The sequence below is a fragment of the Mesorhizobium sp. SEMIA396 genome, assembly GCF_024518615.1.
Lineage (GTDB): Bacteria > Pseudomonadota > Alphaproteobacteria > Rhizobiales > Rhizobiaceae > Mesorhizobium.
The window spans coordinates 537,635-560,993 of record NZ_JANIFC010000002.1 but is presented as its reverse complement, the minus strand read 5'-3'; the positions used below and the strand labels follow the sequence as shown (position 1 = coordinate 560,993).

The 23,359-nt window shown below is 62.3% G+C and carries 22 protein-coding genes; 9 read left to right on the top strand and 13 right to left on the bottom strand.

What is annotated here, in order from left to right:
- Positions 1-39: 39 nt before the first annotated feature.
- Together ppx and NP503_RS07630 are read right to left on the bottom strand one after the other, a co-directional pair.
- The gene (ppx, locus tag NP503_RS07635) at positions 40-1,575 is read right to left on the bottom strand and encodes an exopolyphosphatase (protein ID WP_127270757.1); all 1,536 of its coding nucleotides are present in this window, start codon (positions 1,573-1,575) and stop codon (positions 40-42) included.
- Entirely contained in the window at positions 1,575-3,776 is a 2,202-nt protein-coding gene (locus tag NP503_RS07630) for an RNA degradosome polyphosphate kinase (RefSeq protein WP_127270759.1), read from the bottom strand. The genes ppx and NP503_RS07630 overlap by 1 nt, the downstream gene beginning before the upstream one ends.
- Before the next feature lie 246 nt (positions 3,777-4,022).
- Between NP503_RS07630 and NP503_RS07625 the strand changes: the two genes are divergently transcribed.
- A complete protein-coding gene (locus NP503_RS07625; protein WP_023814125.1) occupies positions 4,023-4,268 on the top strand; it encodes a zinc-finger domain-containing protein in 246 nt (81 codons plus the stop codon).
- 19 nt (positions 4,269-4,287) lie between these two features.
- Positions 4,288-5,526 (top strand): FAD-dependent monooxygenase, encoded by a 1,239-nt coding sequence (locus NP503_RS07620; protein ID WP_127270761.1) that lies wholly within the window; start codon positions 4,288-4,290, stop codon positions 5,524-5,526.
- A gap of 238 nt (positions 5,527-5,764) precedes the next feature.
- Here the strand turns inward: NP503_RS07620 and NP503_RS07610 are convergent, their stop codons facing one another.
- The 7 genes from NP503_RS07610 to NP503_RS07580 form a co-directional block, all read right to left on the bottom strand.
- Positions 5,765-6,433: a TIGR02117 family protein gene (locus NP503_RS07610; RefSeq protein ID WP_127268985.1), complete on the bottom strand. Its 669-nt coding sequence runs from the start codon at positions 6,431-6,433 to the stop codon at positions 5,765-5,767.
- A gap of 109 nt (positions 6,434-6,542) precedes the next feature.
- Positions 6,543-7,292: an amino acid ABC transporter ATP-binding protein gene (locus tag NP503_RS07605; RefSeq protein WP_031213892.1), complete on the bottom strand. Its 750-nt coding sequence runs from the start codon at positions 7,290-7,292 to the stop codon at positions 6,543-6,545.
- A 136-nt stretch (positions 7,293-7,428) separates the two neighbouring features.
- Positions 7,429-8,586: an amino acid ABC transporter permease gene (locus tag NP503_RS07600; RefSeq protein ID WP_127268986.1), complete on the bottom strand. Its 1,158-nt coding sequence runs from the start codon at positions 8,584-8,586 to the stop codon at positions 7,429-7,431.
- Between the two features lie 9 nt (positions 8,587-8,595).
- Positions 8,596-9,783, bottom strand: a complete 1,188-nt coding sequence (locus NP503_RS07595; protein ID WP_127268987.1) for an amino acid ABC transporter permease — start codon at positions 9,781-9,783, stop codon at positions 8,596-8,598.
- Positions 9,784-9,845: 62 nt separating this feature from the next.
- A complete protein-coding gene (locus NP503_RS07590) occupies positions 9,846-10,874 on the bottom strand; it encodes an amino acid ABC transporter substrate-binding protein (protein ID WP_127268988.1) in 1,029 nt (342 codons plus the stop codon).
- A 441-nt stretch (positions 10,875-11,315) separates the two neighbouring features.
- A complete protein-coding gene (locus NP503_RS07585; RefSeq protein ID WP_127270766.1) occupies positions 11,316-12,161 on the bottom strand; it encodes a DUF2182 domain-containing protein in 846 nt (281 codons plus the stop codon).
- 9 nt (positions 12,162-12,170) lie between these two features.
- Positions 12,171-12,806: a DUF1326 domain-containing protein gene (locus tag NP503_RS07580; protein WP_127269117.1), complete on the bottom strand. Its 636-nt coding sequence runs from the start codon at positions 12,804-12,806 to the stop codon at positions 12,171-12,173.
- 454 nt (positions 12,807-13,260) lie between these two features.
- On the opposite strand from NP503_RS07580, the gene NP503_RS07575 reads away from it, so the two are divergent.
- The 5 genes from NP503_RS07575 (at position 13,261) to NP503_RS07555 (ending at position 17,398) form a co-directional block, all read left to right on the top strand.
- On the top strand, positions 13,261-14,439 hold the full coding sequence (locus tag NP503_RS07575; protein ID WP_127269118.1) for a cystathionine beta-lyase: 1,179 nt from the start codon (positions 13,261-13,263) through the stop codon (positions 14,437-14,439).
- Positions 14,440-14,569: 130 nt separating this feature from the next.
- Positions 14,570-15,631, top strand: coding sequence for an HPP family protein (locus NP503_RS07570; RefSeq protein ID WP_127269119.1), 1,062 nt, complete (start codon positions 14,570-14,572; stop codon positions 15,629-15,631).
- Positions 15,632-15,763: 132 nt separating this feature from the next.
- Entirely contained in the window at positions 15,764-16,438 is a 675-nt protein-coding gene (locus tag NP503_RS07565; protein WP_127269120.1) for an RNA polymerase sigma factor, read from the top strand.
- Positions 16,439-16,553: 115 nt separating this feature from the next.
- Positions 16,554-17,078 (top strand): DUF4142 domain-containing protein, encoded by a 525-nt coding sequence (locus NP503_RS07560; RefSeq protein ID WP_127269121.1) that lies wholly within the window; start codon positions 16,554-16,556, stop codon positions 17,076-17,078.
- An 11-nt stretch (positions 17,079-17,089) separates the two neighbouring features.
- A complete protein-coding gene (locus NP503_RS07555) occupies positions 17,090-17,398 on the top strand; it encodes a cupredoxin family copper-binding protein (protein ID WP_127269122.1) in 309 nt (102 codons plus the stop codon).
- Here NP503_RS07555 and NP503_RS07550 read toward each other — a convergent pair.
- Positions 17,359-18,240 (bottom strand): crotonase/enoyl-CoA hydratase family protein, encoded by an 882-nt coding sequence (locus NP503_RS07550; protein ID WP_127270772.1) that lies wholly within the window; start codon positions 18,238-18,240, stop codon positions 17,359-17,361. The genes NP503_RS07555 and NP503_RS07550 overlap by 40 nt on opposite strands.
- Positions 18,241-18,327: 87 nt before the next feature.
- On the opposite strand from NP503_RS07550, the gene NP503_RS07545 reads away from it, so the two are divergent.
- Positions 18,328-18,915: a TetR/AcrR family transcriptional regulator gene (locus tag NP503_RS07545; protein WP_164748925.1), complete on the top strand. Its 588-nt coding sequence runs from the start codon at positions 18,328-18,330 to the stop codon at positions 18,913-18,915.
- Positions 18,916-18,991: 76 nt separating this feature from the next.
- Here the strand turns inward: NP503_RS07545 and NP503_RS07540 are convergent, their stop codons facing one another.
- Complete coding sequence (locus NP503_RS07540; protein WP_127270777.1) at positions 18,992-20,218, bottom strand: anion transporter; 1,227 nt, start codon at positions 20,216-20,218, stop codon at positions 18,992-18,994.
- 133 nt (positions 20,219-20,351) lie between these two features.
- Positions 20,352-21,314, bottom strand: coding sequence for a glycosyltransferase family 4 protein (locus NP503_RS07535; protein ID WP_127270455.1), 963 nt, complete (start codon positions 21,312-21,314; stop codon positions 20,352-20,354).
- A 397-nt stretch (positions 21,315-21,711) separates the two neighbouring features.
- On the opposite strand from NP503_RS07535, the gene NP503_RS07530 reads away from it, so the two are divergent.
- Entirely contained in the window at positions 21,712-22,470 is a 759-nt protein-coding gene (locus tag NP503_RS07530; protein ID WP_127270453.1) for a glycosyltransferase family 25 protein, read from the top strand.
- 45 nt (positions 22,471-22,515) lie between these two features.
- Here the strand turns inward: NP503_RS07530 and NP503_RS07525 are convergent, their stop codons facing one another.
- Positions 22,516-23,304: a GGDEF domain-containing protein gene (locus tag NP503_RS07525; protein ID WP_127270779.1), complete on the bottom strand. Its 789-nt coding sequence runs from the start codon at positions 23,302-23,304 to the stop codon at positions 22,516-22,518.
- Positions 23,305-23,359: the final 55 nt, after the last annotated feature.

Below are 23,359 nucleotides of genomic sequence, written 5' to 3'. Positions count from 1 at the left end.
GGGCGTGGTTCGGCGTAACGCCTACTTGACCGACACGCCCTACTTCACCGACATGCTGGGCCCACCCTCGACAGCCAGCACCAGACGGCGGTTGGTGATCCTTGCCAGTTGCGCCAGGCGCCCGGCCGGCCGCTCGCCATAGAGATCGGCCAGCGATGCCGGCAAGACCAGCGCCAGCACGCCGTTGGCGCGCTGTTCCCATTTCAGCCTGGGCATGATGCCCGGCATCGACGCCGTCAGCAGGTAGACGACGCGCATCATCGCGGCGAGCACGCGCGCCCGCTCCAGATAACGCGGCGGCGCCAACGCCTTGATCTCGGGGGCGATGGCTTCGTTGAAGATGCCGTCGTGACGATAGGCGTTGGCCATGGCCAGGAAGGCACGGCCGGGATGGTCGACGCCGAAGAAGGAGGCGTGCGCGATGATGTTGAGCGATTGCTTGCCGCGATATTCGGGATGCGCGCGCCAGCCGATATCGGCCAGCAATGCGGCCGCGTGGCGATAGCGCGCCTCGTCCTCGGTCTCGTCGATGCCGAAGGCGGCAAAGGTTTTGGCGGTCCAGTCGACAAGTTCATGCGCATGGGTGACGGAGCGCGAGCGCAGGCGTGCAAGCTCCTCCGAGGCCGAAATCAGCGGATCGGCCTTCTGCTCCGCCTCGTCGAGCAGCGAATAGAGAAAGCCTTCACGCACGCCGAGCGCCGAGACGATGATCTTCGACGGCTGCATCGCCGCCATGATCTCCTGCAGCACGACGGCGCCATAGGGCAGCAGCGAACGGCGGTTCTTGGAAACGCCTTCGATGCCCTTGACCTTCTCGATCTCGGCTTTGGCCACCTGCTTGAGGAAATTCGCCGCGCTTTCGGCCGAGATCTCGTAATGGTGCATGACGCCAAGCGGATAGTTGGTCATTTCCATGTGCAGCCGGGCGAGATTTCGCCAGGTGCCGCCGACGGCGTAGAAAGGCCTGCCCTGCCCGCCTTTCAGCAGCTTGGCCTTCGCCAGTTCGTCACGCGCGATCTTCGCCGCCTGGGTCAGCGAGTTCTTCGCCATGTCCTGCAGGCGCAAGCCGCCCAGCGGCAGTGTGATGCCGTCGCCGATCGCTTCGCCGGCGACGTCGACCAGTTCGAGGCTGCCGCCGCCCAGATCGCCGGCGATGCCGTCGGCCGGATGGAAGCCGGAAATGACGCCGAGCGCCGAATAATACGCTTCCTGACGGCCGCTGATGACACGGATCTCGGTCTTCAGCACCTCCTCGGCGCGGTGGATGAAATCAGGGCCATTGACCGCCTCGCGGGCCGCGGCGGTGGCCAGCACATACATCTGCTCGGCGCCGGCCTGGTCGGAAAGCGCGCGAAAGCGACGGAACTCTTCCATCGAGCGCGTCACCGCCTCGGGGTCGAGCTTGCCGGTCGAAACGATGCCCCGGCCGAGACCGGCCAGCATCTTTTCGTTGAACAGCATGGTCGGCGAGCGCGCCAGCCCCTCATAGACGACGAGGCGGATCGAGTTCGATCCGATGTCGATGATGGACAGCGGTCGGCGGTCCTGCAGCCGGCCCTGGGAATCAGACAGCATCAGCCGGACGCTGCAGCGTTCTTCTTGCGGCGCTTGAACTGCGCAATGCGCTTGGGCGCATGCGACTTCAGCGCGTCACCCCGTCCCGACAGGCTCGGATTGGTCATGAAATATTCCTGCGCGTTGAACGGTTCCTCGCCCTCCTCCAGCACGACGCGCCGGGAGGTTCCATCAGCCAATACGTCGAAACTTTGCTGATTGTCCATGATGTTGCCCAGCATGATCTGGCCAAGGATCTGTTCGTGCACAGTTGGATTCGTGATCGGCACCATGGTTTCGACGCGGCGGTCGAGATTGCGCGGCATCAGATCGGCCGAGGAGATGTAGACGATCGCCTCGTCCGACGGCAGGCCGTGACCGTTGCCGAAACAATAGATGCGGCTGTGCTCGAGAAAACGGCCGACGATCGATTTTACGCGGATGTTTTCCGACAGGCCCGGAACCTGCGGCCTCAGGCAGCAGATGCCGCGCACGACCAGGTCGACCTCGACGCCGGCCCGGCTGGCATCGTAGAGCGCGTCGATGATAATCGGATCGACGAGTGCGTTCATCTTCATCCAGATGCGCGCCGGTTTCCCCTGCACCGCGTAGGCAATCTCGTCGGCAATGTGCTTCAGGATGCGGCTTCTCAGCGTGAACGGCGAGATCGCAAGCCGCATTTCGTCGGTCGGCTCGGCATAGCCGGTGATGAAATTGAACAGCTGGGCGACATCGCGGGCAATCGTCGGATCGGTGGTGAAGAAGGACAGGTCGGTGTAGATGCGCGCCGTTACCGGATGGTAGTTGCCGGTGCCGAGGTGCACGTAGTTGCGCAGCTTGCCGTCCTCGCGCCGCACCACCAGCGACATTTTCGAATGGGTTTTCAGCTCGAGAAAGCCGAACACGACCTGCACGCCGGCACGCTCCAGATCGCGCGCCCAGCGAATGTTGGCTTCTTCGTCGAAACGCGCCTTGAGCTCGACCAGCGCGGTGACCGACTTGCCGGCCTCGGCCGCGTCGACCAGCGCACGCACGATCGGGCTGTCATTGGAGGTGCGGTAAAGCGTCTGCTTGATCGCCACCACTTCCGGATCGGCCATCGCCTGGCGCAGGAACTGCACCACGACGTCAAACGATTCGTAGGGGTGATGGACGACGATGTCCTTCTCGCGGATGGCGGCGAAACAATCGCCGCCATGCTCGCGGATACGCTCGGGAAAACGCGGATTGTAGGGCATGAATTTCAGGTCGTCGCGAGGGACGGCGACGATCTCGGAAATCTGGCTGAGCGCCAGCGGCCCGGTGAGCACGCTGATGCGGCTCGACGACACGCCAAGCTCGCCTGCCACGAAGTCGCGCAATTCGCCAGGCATCAGCCTGTCGAATTCGATGCGGATCACCGAACCGCGCCGCCGCCGCTTCAGCGCCGTTTCGAACAGGCGCACGAGGTCCTCGGACTCCTCCTCGACCTCGATATCGCTATCGCGAATGATGCGAAACGTGCCGGAGCCCTTGACCTCATAGCCGGGGAAGAGCTTGCCGATATAGAGGCCGACCGCCTCTTCCAGCGGGATGAAGCGGACATGATGCTTGCGGTCCGGCAGGCGGATGAAGCGCTTCAGCGCCACCGGCAGGCGCAGCAGCGCGCTCATCTCCTCACCATTCTTGCGATGGCGCAATTGCAGCGCCATCGAGAAGCCGAGATTGGGAATGAACGGGAACGGGTGCGCCGGATCGATCGACAGCGGGGTGAGCACCGGGAAAACCTGTTCCTGGAAATGGTCTTCCAGCCAGATTTTCTCGTCCTTGGTCAGCGCATCGCGGGTGATGCTCTCGATGCCTTCCTTGTTGAGCAGCACGGTAAGCGCCGAAAGGCTCTTCTGCTGGTCTTCCTGCAGCCGCTCGACCTCACGCAGCAACTGTTCGAGCTGCTGTTCGGGGGTGCGGCCGTCAGGGCTCTTCAGCGTAATGCCTTCTCGTACCTGGCCGGCAAGACCGGCAACGCGGACCATGAAGAACTCGTCGAGATTGGCGGCCGAGATCGACAGGAAGCGGACGCGCTCCAGCAGCGGATGATTGAGGTTCAGCGACTCCTCGAGGACGCGCCGGTTGAACTGCAGCCAGGAAAACTCGCGGTTGACAAACCGGTCCGGATTGCCGCCCTCCGGGCGGGCCACCTCGACATCCACGAATTCGTTCTGCACCGGCTTCAGTTCGTTCATGATTCCCGCTCTTCCACACCGTCAGCCAGCTAAAGCGTCGTGCGTCATTCAGGACGCGCAAAGGACGCTCTGCCACTCCAAGGCGACGCATGGTCCTTGCCGAAAACCGATGTCGGTCTTCGGGGCCATGCGTTAACCGGCTTAACTTATCCTCTGACAGGCTTTTGCGACAGTTTCATTTCATCGAACTTGCAAAGAGGCCTGATATGATCCAGATGCAGACGAGACTGCGTTAAGGAGACGACGATGGCAGGCGGTTCCATTCCCCATTTTCAGAACGATGCGGGCTATCAGGCAATCGACATCGGCGTGAAGGAATTCATGTGCACGGGCGCCAATCCGCCTTTCGACCACCCGCATGTGTTTCTGGACATGGGCGACGACAACGAAAAAGTCTGCCCCTATTGCTCGACGCTCTACCGCTATTCTCCGAAGCTGAAGGCGACCGAGACGCTGCCGGCCGGCTGCATCTACATCGATCAGGCCGCCTGAGTCTTTCGCGACCAGCCCGATGACCGACACGCGATCCCGGCAAATTGTCATCGCCGGGGCGGGTGTCGCCGGATTGACCGCAGCGCTTGCATTCGCCGACCGCGGCTACCCTGTTCGGGTGTTCGAACAGGCGCAGCGCCTGGAAGCTGCCGGCGCCGGCATCCAGCTCTCTCCCAACGCGACACGTATCCTTCGCCAGCTTGGCGTACTCGACAAGCTGCTGCCGGCAACGGTGCGGCCGGAAGCCGTGGTGTTGAAGGAGGCCGCGACCTTGCGCGAACTGGCGCGGGTGCCGCTGGGGCAAGCCGCCGAAACGCGCTGGCAGGCGCCCTATCTCGTCGCTCACAGGGCTGATCTGCAGAGCGCGCTGATGGCACGGGTTTCCCAGATACCGGATATCCATCTTACCACCGGCGCCCGCGTCAGCAGCGCTGCCACCGGCCCCCATGGCATCACCGCGACGGCCGAGATCGACGGCAAAACCATCAAGGCTGAGGGCTTCCTGCTGATCGGAGCCGATGGTGTCTGGTCGTCGGTGCGCGCACTTGTCGATTCGGCCAAAAGGGCGGCTTTGCCAAGAAACCATTTCTCCGGCGAACTGGCCTGGCGCGCGACCATTGCCGCCGAAAGCGCTGCCGGACAAGCCTTTGCCGCGATCGGTGTAACCAATTGCGTCACCACCTTCCTGCATCCCGGCTTCCATATGGTGGCCTATCCCGTCAGCAAGGGTGCTGCCTTCAATCTCGCTGCCTTCACCAGGGGCGACCGTATTGCCGAAGGCTGGTCCGGCAATGCCGACGCCGGGATCCTGACCCGAGCCCTGCGCGGCACCGCGGCAGAACTTGCCCGCCTGGTCGAGCAGGCCGGCCCATGGACCGCATGGCCGATCCATACGGTCGACAGCAAACAACCTTGGACGACCGGCAACATGGCGCTGATCGGCGATGCCGCGCATGCGATGACGCCGTTCGCGGCGCAAGGCGCGGCGATGGCGATCGAGGATGCTGCGACGCTTGCCGACATCATCGCCGACTTCCCTGCCGACCCCCTGGCCGCACCTGCGACCTGGGAACAGTCACGGCGACCGCGTGTAGCGCAGGTCGCCCGACGCGGCGCTGTCAACCGGCTGGCCTGGCATGCCTCGGGTCCAGTGGCGATTGCGCGCAATGTGTTCCTGAAGGTGCGCTCGGAAAAGCTCGCGGCGGATCTGGATTGGCTCTATGGGTGGCGGGCAGTTGAGGCTGCTGTCAGGCGTTGAAAGCCTGACAGGCTGGCGGGACAGCGCCCCCCTCTGTCCTGCCGGACATCTCCCCCACTTGGGGGGAGATCGGCCGGCACCGCCGATTTCACCAATCTCGAACGTTGCAGGGCCGCAGGAAAGAGCGGGGCGCCGAACCGCCAATCTCCCCCCTCGTGGGGGAGATGTCCGGCAGGACAGAGGGGGGCGCGAAGGAATGAGGCGTCTCGCATTGGCGAAACGCGACAAGACGAGACAGCTAATTATACAGCCGCATCGATAGCCCGAGCGATGCAGGCAGCGGGTTCCACCAGCCGGTGCGCAGGCCGGCGATGCGCAAGGCCGCCGCCGTCCAGGTGTTGCAGCCGACCAGTGCGTTGAAATGGCCATTGGCTTCGTAGAAGCCGTCGAACCTGGAATAGGCTGCGTCCGGAACGAGGATCGGGCCTTCCGGTCCCCGCTGGAAACTCGCATCGATGAAATCGAGCAACGCCGTGAACCGATCCTCGGTGATGTCGAACCCCGCGATATCGGGGCGCGGTTCGACGATGTCACCGGCGACATCGACATGCATGACCGACGCGTCGAGTGTCAGTGCCTTCATCACCGGCACCGCCTTCAGCTCGGACCATGTCGGCGTCTCCAGGTAGAAGGCGCGGCCGCCCCAGCCGAAGACGATGTAGCGGACCTCCGGCCTGTCGGCCGGTATGCCCGCGTCGACCAGGAAATGGAAACGCCGGCGCACGGCGTCATCGACCGGGATGGCGATATCGGTGTGGATCGGATTGTTCAGCACCAGGATGTGGCGTGTCGCGGCTGGCACGGCGGCGGCGGCCGGCCACAGCGGCCGTGGCACGAGGGTGCCCGTCGTCACAGCGAGTGCGACGAGAACCAACAGAAGACCCAGAAAACGTCCCAGTCTTTTCATTGAAAGGCGGCCCTGCAAACGCACTCCGGCGACACGAACGCCCGCCTGTTCTCCCATACGCAAAAGAGCCCGGCAGTGTTTCAGCCGGGCTCTTCGTGGCCGTCGAGGCCTAGTGCAGGATCTGCGACAGGAACAGCTTCGTGCGCTCGTGGCGCGGGTGGTCGAAGAACTCGGCCGGCGTGTTCTGCTCGACGATCTGGCCCTGGTCCATGAAGATCACCCGGTTGGCGACCTTGCGGGCGAAGCCCATCTCGTGGGTGACACACAGCATGGTCATGCCTTCCTCGGCAAGGCCGACCATGGTCTCCAGCACTTCCTTGATCATCTCCGGATCGAGCGCCGAGGTCGGCTCATCGAACAGCATGATGCGCGGGTTCATGCACAGCGAGCGGGCGATCGCCACACGCTGCTGCTGGCCACCGGAAAGCTGGCCGGGATATTTGTTGGCCTGTTCCGGGATCTTGACGCGCTTGAGGAAATGCATGGCGATTTCCTCGGCCTGCTTCTTCGGCGTCTTGCGCACCCAGATCGGCGCCAGCGTGCAGTTCTCCAGGATGGTCAGGTGCGGGAACAGGTTGAAGTGCTGGAACACCATGCCGACCTCGCGGCGCACCTCGTCGATCTTCTTGAGATCGTTGGTCAGTTCCTTGCCGTCGACGATGATCTTGCCCTTCTGGTGCTCCTCCAGACGGTTGATGCAGCGGATCATGGTCGATTTGCCGGAGCCGGAGGGGCCGCAGATGACGATACGCTCGCCGCGCATCACTTTCAGGTTGATGTCCTTCAGCACATGGAACTCGCCGTACCATTTGTGCATGGCGATGATGTCGATGGCGACATCGGTCGTGGAAATCTGCATCTTGGCGGCGTTGACCTTGATCTCTTCGGCGCTGACGGCATTTTCGGTGGCCATGACAGAATCCCCTTGTTCTTTATCGTTGGTAGTGATGCATGTCGTTATCCCAAAACCGCTATACACTTTTGGGCGACATGCATCAGCGTTTGTGGCCGGTGTCGAGCCGGCGTTCGGTGTACATTGAATAGCGCGACATGCCGAAGCAGAACAGCCAGAAGACGAAGGCGGCGAAGATCAAGCCGGACCTCGCCGTCTGCGCGGTTGCCCAGTTTGCATCGGAAAAATTCTGTTTGACGATGCCGAGCAGGTCGAACATCGAGATGATGATGACCAGGCTGGTGTCCTTGAACATGCCGATGAAGGTGTTGACGATGCCCGGGATGACCAGTTTCAGCGCCTGCGGCATGACGATGAAATACATCTTCTGCCAATAGCCGAGGCCGAGCGAATCGGCACCTTCATACTGGCCCTTGGGGATCGCCTGCAGGCCGCCGCGCACCACTTCGGCCATATAGGCCGCGGCAAACAGCGACACGCCGATCAGCGCGCGCAGGAACTTGTCGAACGAGACACCCTCCGGCAGGAACAGCGGCAGCATGACGCTGGCGAAGAACAGCACGGTGATCAGCGGGATGCCGCGCACCGTCTCGATAAAGACGACGCACAGCGTCTTGATGATCGGCATCTTGGAACGGCGGCCGAGCGCCAGCACGATGCCGAGCGGCAGCGACACGGCAATGCCGACGAAAGACAGACTGAGCGTCACCAAGAGCCCACCCCAAAGCGAGGTCTCGACATGCGGCAGGCCGAACATGCCGCCGACCAGCAGGACGAAGGCGACGATCGGCAGCACGAAGAACAGCAGCACCGCATTCAGCCCTTTGCGCGGCACCTTCGGGATAAGCATCGGCACCAGCAGCGCCACGAACAGGATAGCGACCAGGATCGGCCGCCAGCGCTCCTCGATGGGATAGCGGCCGAGCATGAACTGGCCGAATTTGGCGTTGACGAAAGCCCAGCAGGCGCCAGTCCAGCCGTCCGGCTGGATGCCGCCCTGCGCCACCGTGGCGCATACGGTCCGGTCCGGTCCCGTCCACACGGCGTTGATGAACGCCCAATTGGTGATTTGCGGCAGGATCATCGCCACCAGGGCGATGCCGACGATCGTCAAAATGGTGTCGCCGGCAGAAGCGATCAAGTTCTTGCGCACCCATGCGCCGAGGCCGGTGACGCTGGCGGGCGCCGGCTGCGCCAGCACCATTTCGGTGCGCACCCAGGACATATCATGTTCTTGCATGTCCTTACCTCACCTCTCCACCAGCGCCATCTTGGCGTTGAACCAGTTCATCACAAGCGAGGTCAGGAGGCTGATGGCGAGGTAGATCACCATCATGATCACCACGCCCTCGACGGCCTGCCCGGTCTGGTTCAGCACCGTCCCGGCGGTCGCCGTCAGGTCCGGATAGCCGATGGCGATAGCCAGCGACGAGTTCTTGGTCAGGTTGAGATACTGGCTGGTCAGCGGCGGAATGACGATGCGCATGGCCTGCGGCACGACGACCAGCCGCAGGATCGATCCGGACCGCAAGCCCAACGCACCGGCAGCTTCCGTCTGGCCCGCGCTGACACCCCTGATGCCGGCGCGCACGATCTCGGCGATGAAGGCGGCGGTATAGCAGGACAGCGCCAGATAAAGCGACAGGAACTCCGGCCGGACCTGGAAGCCGCCGGTCAGGTTGAAAGTCGACTGCTTCGGGTAGTCGAAGCTCAGGGGAAAGCCGCTCAGCGCATAGGCGAGCAGCGGAAGCCCGACGATCAGCGCGGTGGACGTCCAAAACACTGGAAATTGCTGGCCGGTCGCCATCTGCCGTTGCCGCGCCTTGCGCGCGACGAACCACGCCATGGCGATGCCGACGAGCAGGGCGACGAAGATCAGCCATGAGCCGTCGCCCCATACGGCGCGTGGGAAATAAAAACCGCGCTGGTTGAGGAAGGAGCCGAACGGCAAACCGATGCTGTCGCGCGGCGCCGGCAGCACGGCCAGCACGCCGGAATACCAGAAGAAGATGACCAGCAGCGGCGGGATGTTGCGGAAAACCTCGACATAGACCGTGCAGATCTTCCTGATCAGCCAGTTCTGCGAGAGCCGGCCGATGCCGATGACGAAGCCAATGATTGTCGCGGTGATGATGCCGACGATGGCGACGATCAAGGTATTGATGAGGCCGACCAGAATCGCGCGGCCATAGGTCGAATCCGACGAATACGCGATCGCGCTCTCGCTGATGTCGAAGCCGGCGCGGCCCTTGAGGAAGCCGAAGCCTGAAGCGATGCGCAGCCGCGTCAGGTTGTCGATGACGTTGTGGGCAATCCACCAGACGCCCGCCACCAGCAGCACGACGACCAGCACCTGGAAGAATATGCCCCGGATTTTCGGATCGTTGATGAAGGAACCGCGGCTGGGCTCCTCGCGAAGTACTTCCTGCGATGCCATTCGACCGTCCCTGGAAAGAGAAACCGGGAGGCAGATGATCTGCCTCCCGGATCACATTTCGATCAGCGGATCGGCGGCGCGTATTGCAGGCCGCCCTTGGTCCACAGCGCGTTGATGCCGCGCGCGATCTTCAGCGGGCTGCCCGAGCCGACATTGCGCTCGAACATTTCGCCATAATTGCCGACGGCCTTGACGATGTTGACCACCCAGTCATTGGAGACGCCGAGATCGGTGCCGATCTTGGTATCGGCTTCCTGGCCGAGCACGCGCTTGATCTCGGGGCTTGCCGAGTTCTTCATCTCCTCGACATTGGCCTTGGTGATGCCGAGCTCTTCAGCCTGCAGCAGCGCGAAATAGGTCCACTTGACGATGTGATACCACTGGTCGTCGCCCTGGCGAACGGCCGGTCCGAGCGGCTCCTTGGAGATGATCTCGGGCAGCACGACGTGGTCGGCCGGCGCTCCCAGCGTCAGGCGGATGCCGTAGAGGCCCGACTGATCGGTGGTGTAGACGTCGCAGCGGCCGGCATCATAGGCGGCGTTGACCTCTTCCAGCTTCTCGAAGACGACGGGATTGTACTCCATCTTGTTGGCCTTGAAGTAGTCGGCGAGGTTCAGCTCGGTGGTGGTGCCGCTCTGCACGCAGACGGCCGCGCCCGAAAGCTGCAGGGCCGAATTGACGCCCGGCAGCTTCTTGGCGTTGATCATGAAACCCTGGCCGTCATAGTAGGTGACGCCGATGAAGTTCAGGCCAAGCGCCGTATCGCGGTTGATGGTCCAGGTGGTGTTGCGCGACAGGATGTCGATCTCGCCCGACTGCAGCGCGGTGAACCGCTCCTTGGCGCTGAGCGGCGTGAACTTGACCTTGGAGCCGTCACCAAAGACGGCGGCCGCGACAGCGCGGCAGAAATCCGCATCGATGCCTTGCCAGTCACCCTTGTCGTCCGGCGCCGAAAAGCCGGCAAGGCCGGTGGAGACGCCGCACTGGATGAAGCCCTTCGCCTTGACGGTGTCGAGCGTGGCCGCCGACGCGGCGGACGCCATCAATCCAAGCGTGGCGGCGCCTAGAATGCCGATAGCAATGTGTTTCATGACCCACAGACCCTTTTCTCTGTTTTCAGGAGTAAATCCTGATTTTTTTCTCCCGTGTGAACGCGGCTTCATCCCGGCCCATTCCCGAAACCCCGCATCGTAACCGACGCGCCGCCTCCCATTCACAAATGTCATCGAAGGCGATAATTCCTGTGAGGTCAAGGGAAATGACCGAAACCCAAAGAGTTTGAAAACCGATTGCCGCAAATGCCCGATTTACAGACAAACACGCCCGCGATTTAGCCAGCAGGGCTAATAAAGGCGGCAAATCTCATGCAACGCCAACGCGGGGCCAATACGGGCCGCGGCAGCGAAATCCATCCCGGGCAATAGCTCGTCGTTGTTGACCTCCCCGTGCGACGAACTACCAGGTCCCAAGATTGTCATCTGACAATTTACTGACGGCTGCATACCAATACAGACCGCCGACGAAGACTGTTCTCAAAGGGCTTGAAAGACGATCCAGATCCCGATGGCGGCCATCAACGCGCCTGAAACGCGCGGAATCAGCTGCCCGGTCGGCACCGTCTTCTCCAGCAGAACAAGGATGGCGATGCCGGCGATCCACAGCACGTTCATGACGCCACCGACGAACAACAGAGCCATCAGCGCCCAGCAGCACCCCAGGCAATAGGCGCCGTGATCGATGCCCAGCCGAAGCGCGCCGAGCGGAGCGGAACGGAATCCGCCACGGCTGGCCAGGAACGCGATCGGCGCCTGACATTGGCGCAGGCAGATGCCCTTCATCGGCGTCCATTGATAGAGACCGGCGGCGATCAGAACGAGGCCGCCGAGGATCGCGCTGCCGGTCGCCATCGAGGGATCGAGCAAGGCTAGACGGGCGAGAAGCCATTGCGCACCGGTCGCCAGGAGGCTGAAGACGACCCAGACGGCGAGGTAGCCGGCAAAAAACCATCCCGTCGAAGCGATGGGCCGGCCATCCGCCCGCGCCTTGCGGCCGACACCGGCATAGAGCAGCAACATCGGCGCGACCGACGGCGTCATCATGCCGACCATCATCACCGCCCACATCGTGAAGGTGAAGGCGAAATCGCCCAATGCCCAGGGCCGGAAGCCGGGCGCCATGGCGGCGCCCATATCCATGCCGGCCATATCCATGCCGGCCATGTCGCCGCCTCCGCTATCCGGCAAGGGGGAGCCGGGCATGACCATGGTGGCGGCGAGCCACAGCACATAGGCCCAGGCGAGCACGGCAATCACCACGAGCGCGGCCATCACGACCGCGCGATCGCGCCTCAGCACCGCCTCGAGGGCCGTATCGCCCATTGGATCAGGTCAATGCACGATGCCGCTCTGCGTAAGATGCAGATTGGCGAAATGGCTGTGCGTATCGGCCAGTTCGAACTTGATCGGGCCCGTCGCCTTGGTCCAGCCGCGCCCGACCTCGGCGATCGCGTATTCGAAGCCGTGCGGCAAGTCGATGCGCGCCTGGTGCGCGGCGCCGGTGACCGGATTCCGGATCGGCTCGCCGCGACCGTCGGTTATACCCTCGACATGCAGCTGACTGGTTCGCGCGTCGACGTCGATTTTGAATTCGATCGGCGCGAAGATCGGATCGTGGAATTTCTCCAGCGTGGTCGAAAAGACCTGAAATATCGTTGCACCTGGCTCGGTGTCCAGACCGCCCAATATGCGAAGCAGCGCGCCACGTTGGGCTTCCGTCGCCCTCTCGTCGATGACCACCGCGGCTTCACCCCCGCCCTGGTGTATGGCGCCGGGCCAGCTGAAAATCCCGACGAACCGCAACCCGTCGAGCTTGGTGTCGCCGTGATGGCCGCTCTCGATTTCCATGCCGGCGACCGCCTGGCAGAATCCGTATGTCGGCATGGCGTTGAACTGGCACGGGCAGCCATAGGCGCAGTTGCAATTGATGAATTCGCGCGCCTTCATGGCCCATTTGACGTCCGGCATGGCATTCCTCCCTTGCCGCGCTCACGCTTCGTGAGCGCGATCCGGATCGTGGAGGACCAGAGGTCAACCGGCAGCAACCATCCGGCAGCATCTGATCGAAGCAATCCGGCGATTAATATTAGCCTGCAATCATATACCTTCCACAGCCGCCCACAATAGGCCGATCGGCTGAGATGAGGACTCCTAACGCAGATCAATCAAAGACCGCCTTTCCCGATAGGAATTTTTTCTTGACACCCTGCCCTCAGCTATGGTACATATTCGTCCATGGTGCTGATTTGCGCCGATAACCCGCCGCACAGGCGGGTTTTTCGTTTAATACCCTGTCCCAGCATCGCTGTTTTTGCCGCGACGAATTGGCATATTCGAAGTCCGCCTCCTGGCGGGCGGTGGCTGTTGCACGGTCCATAGCGCCGCACTATGGCTAGCGGCTTGTCAAACAAGGCGACGCAGAATGGCGAAGGACGGCAGCGAGCACGGCGGGATGGGCATCAACACGCGGCTTGCCCATTCGGGCAACAATCCGCACGACTATTTCGGCTTCGTCAATCCGCCGGTGGTGCATGCTTCGACCGTGCTGTTTCGCGACGCGGCTTCGATGGCGGCACGCACCCAGAAATACACTTACGGCACGCGCGGCACACCGACGACCGATGCGCTTGCCCATGCCATAGACGCGCTGGAAGGCTCGGCAGGCACGATCGTAGTGCCGTCGGGCCTTGCGGCGGTGACGGTGCCGCTGCTCGCCTTCGTCTCGGCCGGCGACCATCTGCTGATCGTCGATACCGTCTATCATCCGACCCGCAATTTCGCCGACACGATGCTGAAGCGGCTGGGCGTCGAGGTCGAGTATTACGCCCCCGATGTCGGCGCCGGCATCGCGGCGTTGATCAAGCCCAACACCAAGGTGGTGTTCACGGAATCGCCGGCCTCCAACACGTTCGAGGTGCAGGACATCCCGGCTATCGCCAAGGCGGCGCACGCCGCGGGCGCCATCGTCATGATGGACAATACGTGGGCGACGCCACTCTATTTCCGTCCGCTCGACCACGGCGTCGACATCTCGATCCATGCGGCGACCAAATACCCAGCCGGCCATTCCGACGTGCTGCTCGGCACGGTGTCGGCCAATGAGAGCTGCTGGACGCATCTTTACGAGAGCTTCTGCACGCTTGGCTGTTGCGCCGGGCCCGACGACGTCTACCAGGTGCTGCGTGGCCTGCGCAGCATGGGCGTGCGCCTCGAACACCATCAGCGCAGTACGCTTGCCATCGCCTCCTGGCTCGAGGGCCAGAAGGGCGTGGCGCGCGTGCTCCACCCGGCCCTGCCCAGCCATCCGGACCACGCTCTGTGGAAGCGAGATTTCTCCGGCTCCAGCGGCATCTTTTCCATCGTTCTTGCCGGTGGCGGCCAGAAGCAGCAGCACGCCTTTCTCGACGCGCTGCGGATCTTCGGCCTCGGCTATTCCTGGGGCGGCTATGAGAGCCTTGCCGTACCGGTCTGGCTCGGCGACCGCGTCGTTGCAAAAGCGCCCTATGAGGGTCCGTTGATCCGCCTGCAGATCGGCCTCGAGGACGTCGACGACCTGAAGGCCGACATCTCGCGCGGCCTGACCGCCGCGGCGGCTGCGTAGCGGAATTCTATTCCCTAAAATTGCGGTTTGCCGGATCAGTTTGGCTTTCAAATTCAACGATGCCGCGTCATTGCGGTGCGATCAGCACATTTTCGACTTCCCCTGGAATACCGGCAGAGTTTTCGACCCCATGGCTTTCCGCCTTTTTGTTCCCATTCTTGCCGGCGCGACGCTGCGCGAGCGTCTCGTCGCCTGTATCGGCGCGACGATCGGCATTGCGCTCACCGGCGTGATCGCCAGCCTTGTACTCGGCAACGGCCCGCATGTGCCGCTGCTGGTGGCGCCGATGGGGGCGTCGGCGGTGCTGCTGTTCGCCGTGCCCGCCAGTCCGCTGGCACAGCCATGGTCGATCATCGGCGGCAACACGATATCGGCGCTGGTCGGCGTGATCGTGGCGCATTTCATCCACGAAACCGCCCTTGCCAGCGGCATCGCGGTGGCACTGGCCATCGCCGCCATGTCGTTCACGCGCTGCCTGCATCCGCCGGGAGGAGCGGCCGCGCTGACCGCGGTGCTGGGAGGGCCTGCCGTCATCAGCGCCGGCTTCCTGTTTCCATTCGTTCCGGTGGCGCTGAACTCGATCCTGCTGGTGGCGCTCGGCTACGGCTTCCACAGGCTGGCCCGGCGCAATTATCCGCATGTGCCGGTTGCAGTGCCGGCGAACAGCCACGGCACCGGCGATCCGCCGGCGCAACTGCGCGTCGGCTTCCGCTCCGAAGACATCGATGCCGCGCTTGGCGCACTCGACGAGACGTTCGATATCGATCGCAACGATCTCGACCGGCTGCTGCGGCAGGTCGAATTGCAGGCGATGGTGCGCGCGCACAAGACCCTTCTGTGCGAGGACATCATGTCGCGCGATGTCATCTCGGTCGATGCTCACACCTCGACCGAGGCGGCGCGCCAATTGCTGCTTGACCACAACATCCGGACCTTGCCGGTCGTCAATGCGGAGGCCAGGCTGGCAGGCACCGTGGGGTTGCGCGAACTCACCCAGGCCTCCGGGACGGTCGGATCCGTTATATCGCCCGCGGCAACAGCCGCCGCCGGCTTCGCCGCCATGGGTCTGCTGCCCGTGCTCACCGACGGCCGCAGCCACGCGGTCATCATCGTCGACGACGACAAGCGGATTCTCGGGCTGATCACCCAGACCGATCTGTTGGCGGCCACAGCGCGCCTGCAGGCTGCCTGACAAGCCTTCACTCGCACTGTAGGGTAGCGGCCGCCGGGCCCGGCAGAAAATCTTCGGGAACCTTTTGCCGGCGACAGCGTCCAATCTCCCGATCGAGATCTTGGTTCGGAGATTGGGTTGAGGAAAGTGGCGATGCCTGCTGTGTTGACGGCCGTGCCTTCCGCTGCGCCAGGCGAGATGCAGCTTGTGCACCGCGCGCTGGCGCGCGACGGCGACGCCTTCCGCACCATCATCAAGACACACAATCAGCGGCTCTACCGGATCGCGCGCGGCGTCGTGCGCAATGACAGCGAGGCCGAGGACATCGTCCAGGAGGCCTACCTCAAGGCTTTCGCCCATCTCGATGCGTTTCGCGGCGACTCCTCGCTCGCCACATGGCTGTCGCGCATCGTCATCAACGAGGCGCTCGGCCGCCTGCGCAAAAGGCGCAGAACGGTGGCAATGCCGGAAAATCCGCAAGCCGAGATCATCCGGTTCCCCCTCCACCCCAGCGACGATCCGGAACGGACGATGGCGCAAAGGCAGATCCTCCAACTGGTCGAACAGGCCACAGACAGCCTTCCCGACGTCTACCGGACGGTGTTCGTGGCGCGGGTGATCGAGGGGCTGAGCATCGAGGAGACCGCCGATCTCCTCGGCGTGCGGCCGCAAACCGTCAAGACAAGGCTGCACCGCGCCCGCGCCCTGGTGCGCAAGGCGCTGGACGATCAGATCGGGCCGGTGCTGCTCGATGCCTTCCCCTTCGCCGGCCGGCGTTGCGAACGACTGACCAGCGCGGTCATGCGGCGGCTCGGGCTGGAAAGCTGAGCCTCACCGGATTCAATTGATTTTGGCGGGAACGTTTGCCGCTGGCCAGCATCCAATGACCGTCAACCGAAAACACAGTCCGGCGCGATTTTCAGCGTCCGGCGAAGGAGATGCCATGTCCATCCGACACACTGCCGCGCTCGCCGCCCTGCTGCTGCTCGGCACCGCCCCGTTCGCACAAGCCGCCGACAAGCCAACCGATCCGCAGATCGCCCACATCGCCTATACGGCCGGGGTCATCGACGTTGAAGCGGCCAAGCTGGCCATCGAAAAATCGAAGACCAAGGAGGTCGTGGATTTCGCCAACGACATGGTGCGCGACCACGAAGCCGTGAACGTGCAGGCGCTCGATCTGGTGAAGAAGCTCAAGGTCACGCCGGAAGACAACGCCACCAGCCAGGCGCTGACCAAAGCTGCGGCGGAGGAGCGGGCCAAGCTCGCCAAACTCGACGGCGCTGCCTTCGACAAGGCCTATGTCGATAACGAGGTCGCCTACCACAAGCAGGTCAACGGCGCGCTCGAAACCCTTTTGATCCCGTCGGCGCAGAATGCCGACCTGAAGGGCCTGCTGGAAACCGGCCTGAAGATTTTCCAGGGCCATGAGCAGCACGCCGAGCACGTCGCCGGCAGGCTCAAGTAAGGACCGGGAGCATGCCGAAACGCTATCTGTGGATTGCGTTGACGCTGGCCGTCGGTACCGTTCCGGCGCGAGCGGAAACCATCCAGGTCATCATCGACAGGCTGGTGTTCTCGCCAGCCACCGTCGAGGCCAAGGTCGGCGACACGATCGAGTGGGTGAACAAGGATGTGTTCGCCCACACGGCCACCGTGAAAGGCGGCTGGGAAGTGATGATCCCGCCGAAGAAATCCGCAAGCCTGACATTGAAGGCCGCGGGACCGGTCGACTATTTCTGCCGCTTTCACCCCAACATGAAAGGCCGTTTGGTGGTGGCGCCCTGATCCAGCGCCAACGAGGCTCGCCTGGCCTCGTCGGGACGCGCGATATGCGTCCACGAGCCGTCATAGCCCGGCTCGCGGCGTGCCATCCAGGCATTCAGCCCTTCGCGCAGATCAGCGGTCGGGGCCATGCGGGCGAACTGCTCGGCCTCGACCAGCAAACCTTCGGCGATGCTCTGGTTGAGGCCGCGGGCCACTGCCGTGAGGATGCCGGCAATCGCCAGATCGGAGTGTCGCAGGATACGCCTGGCCAGGCCGATCGCGGCCGGCATCAATTCGGCATGCGGCACAACCTCGTTGACGAGACCCAACTCAAGCGCCCGCGGCGGCGCAAACCAGTCACCGGTCAACAGCAACTCCAGCGCCCGCTTGCGCCCGGCGAGCCTTGGCAGGCGTTGGGTTCCACCGAAGGTCGGCGGCATTGCGAGGTTGATTTCCGGCTTGGCGAACAAAGCGCGGTCACTGGCGATGGCCAGCGGCACCGCCTCGGTGATTTCGCAACCGCCACCAAAGGCAATGCCGTTGACGGCAGCGATGACGGGTTTGCGAAACGCTTCCAGCCTCGCCGTCAGCCGTTGCCCGCGCATGACGAAATCACGCATCGCGACATCGACGCCGAGCGCCACGCTGGCCGAGAACTCATGAATGTCGCCGCCGGCCGAAAACGCCCGCTCCCCTGCACCGGTCAGAATGACCGCACGAACGCTGTCATCGACTTCAATGTCGTCAAGGATCGCAAGCAGGCGATCGATCAGGGCATAGTTCAAGGCGTTGAGCTTCTCCGGCCGATTGAGGGTGAGGATGGCAATCCCATCCCGGGGTTCCTTGAGGACAAGATCGGTCATTGGCTCTTCCTTCTTCATCATGCTGATGACCGGAAGACTATGCCCCTTTCCGCTTGTGTATATTCACTAGTCGGTATACCTAAGCTCATGCCTGACACGCAAAGTCCTACACGCAAACGTATTGTCGATGCCGCGACCAGGCTCTTCTATGCCGAAGGAATCGGTCGCGTCAGCGTCGATGCCGTCGCCGAGGAAGCGGGTCTCACCAAACGCACGCTCTACTACCATTTCAAGAGTAAGGACGACCTCATCGCCGCCTATCTCGATGGCCGCGACCAACCCAATCTGAAGCGGATGGCCGGCTGGTTCGATGCCGCCGAAGGCGGCGCGGATCGCAAGGTCGAGGCGATCTTCACCAATCTGGCGAGGTCCGCTCGTCACCCGAAATGGAAAGGATGCGGCTTCCTGCGCACGGCCGCCGAACTCGCCTCGATGCCCGGACATCCGGCGGTCAAGGTCGGCGCGCGGCACAAGCTGAATTTCGAAACATGGCTGGCCGGCGCCTTGTCGGACCATGGCGTCGGCGAGCCGCCTGCCTTGGCACGCGAGATCGTGCTTTTGATCGACGGCTGCTTTTCGATCATGCTGATCCACCGCAACCCCGATTACATCGAGGCCGCCGGCCGCGCCGCGGCGACGCTGGTGCGGGCGCGGATTTCAGGCAGCCAGGTCTAAAGCGCGACGCGCTTTAAGCCTTTGGTTTTATGCATGTCGTTGCGCCAAAACCGGGGCCACTTTTGGGCGACATGCATTAGAACCCAAACGCCAGCCATGCGGTGCCGGCGGCCAGCGTTATCAGCGTCAGCGGCAAGCCGACCTTGAAAAAAGCGCCGAACGACAGCGTCGTGCCGGCGGCGCGTGCCTGTTCGGCGACGATCAGATTGGCGACCGAACCCAGCAGCGTGAAATTGCCGGCCAGTGTCGAGCTCATGGCGACGACCAGCCAGGCGCGCTCGGGGTTTTCCAGGCCGGGTATGAAAGGCCGCAGCGCCAGCACGGCCGGGACATTGCTCATGATGTTGGAAAGCACCGCGGTGAATCCGGACAGACGCCAGACATCGTCCAGCCCGAGGTCCTTTGCCGAGGCGATCATGTCTGGCGAAAGAAGCGTCTTTTCGGCGCCGGCGACGACCACGAACAGACCGGCGAACATGAACAGCAGCGGACCGTCGATCTCGCGGTAGATGCGTTCCGGCTTGATCGCCCGGGTAAGCAAGAGGATGGCGCCGCCGATGAGCGCGGCCTTGGCGACAGGCACACCGGCGAAGAAGGCGATTGCCAGCCCGATGCAGACCACCACCGCCTTCAGCACCTGCCCCTTGTGCATGCGGCCACGCGAGACCTCGGGCGTCAGTTGGACCGTTCGGGCGAATTCGGCCCGGTAGACGATGCGGATGATGACAACGACCGCGACGAGGCCGAAAAGGGCGACCGGAGCCAGCGCTGCCGAAAAGGCCGGATAGGAAATGCCCGACAGCGCGCCGATGACCATGTTTTGCGGATTGCCGGTGATGGTGGCGACGCTGCCGCAATTCGACGCGGTGGCGGTGGCGATCAGATAGGGGATCGGGTTGCGCTTGATCACACGGGTGACATGGACGACGATCGGCGCCATGACGAGGCAGATGGCGTCGTTGACCAGGAAGGCGGACAGCACGCCGGTCAGCAGCGTCACCATCACCAAAAGCATGAAGGGCGCGTGCGCGTGCTCGATGGCGATGGCGCCAAGGCCGCGAAAGGCGCCTGACACCTTCAGATGCGCCACCACGATCATCATGCCGAGCAGAAGCGTGATGGTGTCGAAATTGATCGCCCGGTAGGCATCCTCCATGCTGAGCGCGCCGATGGCGATCATCGCGGCCCCGCCGAGAAGCGCGATCCCCGCCCGGTCGAGGCGCAGGCCGGGGATGCGGCCAATTGCAACACCGGCGTAAGTCAGGATCAGGATCAGCAGTGCCGCCGCGCCCATCAATGTCATCGATAGAAGTCCTGCACAGTCTGTTTCCGCGCCGAAGCCCACCACCCACCCGGAGGCCATTCGGGTGCTCACCCTTTAACGCGATGTCGATCTGGATGCCAAACCGGCCGGGCAGACGGTTTCAGACGCCGGGCTAACGCAAATAGAAATCCAGCCTCTGTCGCACAGCTTGGGAAGAATAGATCTGTTCGAAGGACTCCCTCGCCCTTTTTCCCACTGTCGCCCGCAATGCCGGATCGGCTTTGAGATCGGCAAGGATGCGCAACGCCTGTTCAGTCGTCTCGAACAAGAAACCGTTTTCGCCATGCCTTATGTGGTCGGAATAGCCGCCATGGGAATGGCAGACCACAGGCAAACCGCAGGCCATCGCCTCCAACACGACGCGACCGAAGGTCTCCACATGCCAACCGGTGCGATAATAAAACACGTCGAGCGTCCGCAGAAACTCTTCGGCGGAAAATCGGCCGGGTGGGAACAGTTCGAGTTGCGGATGCGGCATGAGGCTGTCCTTGAGCCCTGCCCCGCCCTGAATCCGCAAGGCTGTGCCCTCGGCCAGCAATGTCTCGTAGAGGGGTATGTCATCGGCATGATGTTTGCCCGGCCCGTCGCGACTCAAGCGTCCGACGGTGAACGGACGATCCGAAGCCAGACGCCGGGGTGAAAAACGTTCGACATCGATCAGCGATGGATGCACGACGCCATCGACCCGCAGCATCCGTCTCTGAAAATCGGAAATCAGCACCAGTTCGGCGTCTGGCCAGTTCAGCATGCGGGGCATGCGCGTCGTCAGCGCGATGATTTTCGGGTGAAAGGTATTGAAGACATAGATCAGCCGGCGCGGCCGCGGGATCAGGTAAGGCCACACCTTGTTGCGCCAATGCGAGCCGAGAAAGACGTAGGTGCCGCCATTCGGGACATCCCACTTCGACAGCGAGACGCGGCGAATCGGGAAGTTCCGCATCAACTCGCCGGACACGCTGGAGGAGGTTGCCCACAGATGCACCTCGGAATCGGCACTCAACAGCCGGTACAGTTCCAGAGCTTCAAGGTCACTGCCGCCGAAGGGATCCTGAAAGCCGTTGAACAAATGGATCATGGTCGCTGCGCTTTGTTAGCTTGGCCGGCTGTTTGCCGATAGTGAAAATCTGGCCGTTGCCGTGCTGCCCACATGGCGATCGGTGGCCTTACTTGTGGCCGAGCAGAGCTAACGCAGCTGCTGAAAAATCGCTGTGAACAGAGATATCTACCTTCAGCTGGTATTTAGCTGCCCGAGATATCGGTCGCCCATTACGCAGGTTGCGTCAATACGGGGGCATTCGGTGAGTGCTAAGTCGTCCATCTATTGCTCAAAAACATCACTGGCAGCCTAAGCTGCGTCGCCTACCCCTTGCAGAGTCTCGCTATTTAGTTAAGCAAGTTATTTCAAGTTAGTTAAGCAAGTTATTTCAAGGTCAAGGCAGTAATTATCGACCGATAGCCTGTGGGGGGCATCAATGAAATGTATGGTTATTAACCTCGATCGGTCTCCCGATCGACTTGCCCATGTCACGGCTGAATTCGCGAAGGTTGGTGTTTCGTTCGACCGGGTTCCTGCCGTAGACGCGTTGCATCGACCGGAATTTGCTGCGACTTCACCAAGTTTAACTCCCACGGAAGCGGCTTGCCTTATGAGCCACAAGGTTTGCTGGACCATCATCGCAGATGGTGAGGATGCCTTTGGTGCGATCTTCGAGGATGATGTCCTGTTGTCCGAAGCAGCTGGCCCAATGCTTTCCGATGATGGATGGATTCCGGCCAACGCCGATATCGTCAAGCTGGAAACCTACCTAAAGAAAACCGTTATCGCGATGAAGCGCACCTGCGTCAGTCGGGTGTTTTCGGTTGTTAGGCTATATGGGTTCCACATCGGAGCGGCCGGGTACATCATTTCGAAGCAAGCAGCGCGCGATCTGATCGCCCGAAGTCTCGATGCGCCCGCCGATCACGTTATCTTCGATCCGTCGCTTCCGACATCGTCAAGCAAAGCGATCTACCAACTGTTGCCCGCACTGTGTGTGCAAAATGACCTTATTCGTGAGAAGGCCTTCGGGTTGACCAGCCTTCTTAGTGAGGAGCGGCTCGTGAGAGCCAGCGCAAATTCCGCTCCAAAGCGGAGTCCCGCGGAAAAGCTCCTGGTCGAAGCAAGGCGTATAAGTCGACAGATTTTCGATATCTGGCGCTTCAGGCGTGAGAAAACTATCTCTTTAGCGTGATGTCGGCAGCCAAAGCACTGCTGCGCGACGGTCCCGAGTCACCCATCAATGCACGGTGGCAACCCCGGGCAGAGGCGCCGGAGACGTTCCGGCCGGATCGAAGCTGACTTGATCGCGTCCGTTCGACTTGGCCGTGTAAAGCCTTTTGTCGGCAGCGGAGAAGATTTCCTCATAGGTGATCGGGCCGGTAAAGCTTGTGCCGCCGATGCTGACGGAAAGCGGACAAGGCCTGCCGCCGGGTGAGAATTCCATCTCCCTGATACGCCGGCGGATGCTTTCGGCGACCACCCAGGATTGCGAGGGGTCCACGCCGGGCAGAAACACGCCGAATTCTTCGCCTCCGATGCGGCCGACGATATCGCCGCCACGCAGTTGCCCTTTGATCGCCTGTGCTATCAGTTTGAGCGCCTGGTCTCCGCAATCGTGACCCAGGCGGTCATTGATCGACTTGAAGTGGTCGGCGTCGATGATCAGCAGCGCCCCCGAACGGGTCTGCTCCTGCTTTCGGGTCTGCTCGAGATAGGCTTCGACCAGCATAGAGAAGGCGCCACGGTTCAGCACCGCCGTCAGGCTGTCTGTCGCGGCGATGATGCTGAGATCGCGCTGCGCGATGGCCAGCTGGCGAATCTTCCACATCAGGAAAAACAGAAACGAGCCGCCCAGCACCAAAGGCAGCAACAAGTCGGTCATCTTCGCCCGCCACACGGCCTCGGGCGAAAGATAGGGGAAATTGAAGGAATCGACGAAGAACGCCACGGCAATGAAGAATGCAGTACCGACTACCGTGACAGCGATCACCCTGCCCCAGCTCGTCGGCGACAGATCGAGCTTCATCCCGTTCAACTCCGTTAGCCGTCGCTACTATGACGCACCAACCCAAACAAATTGA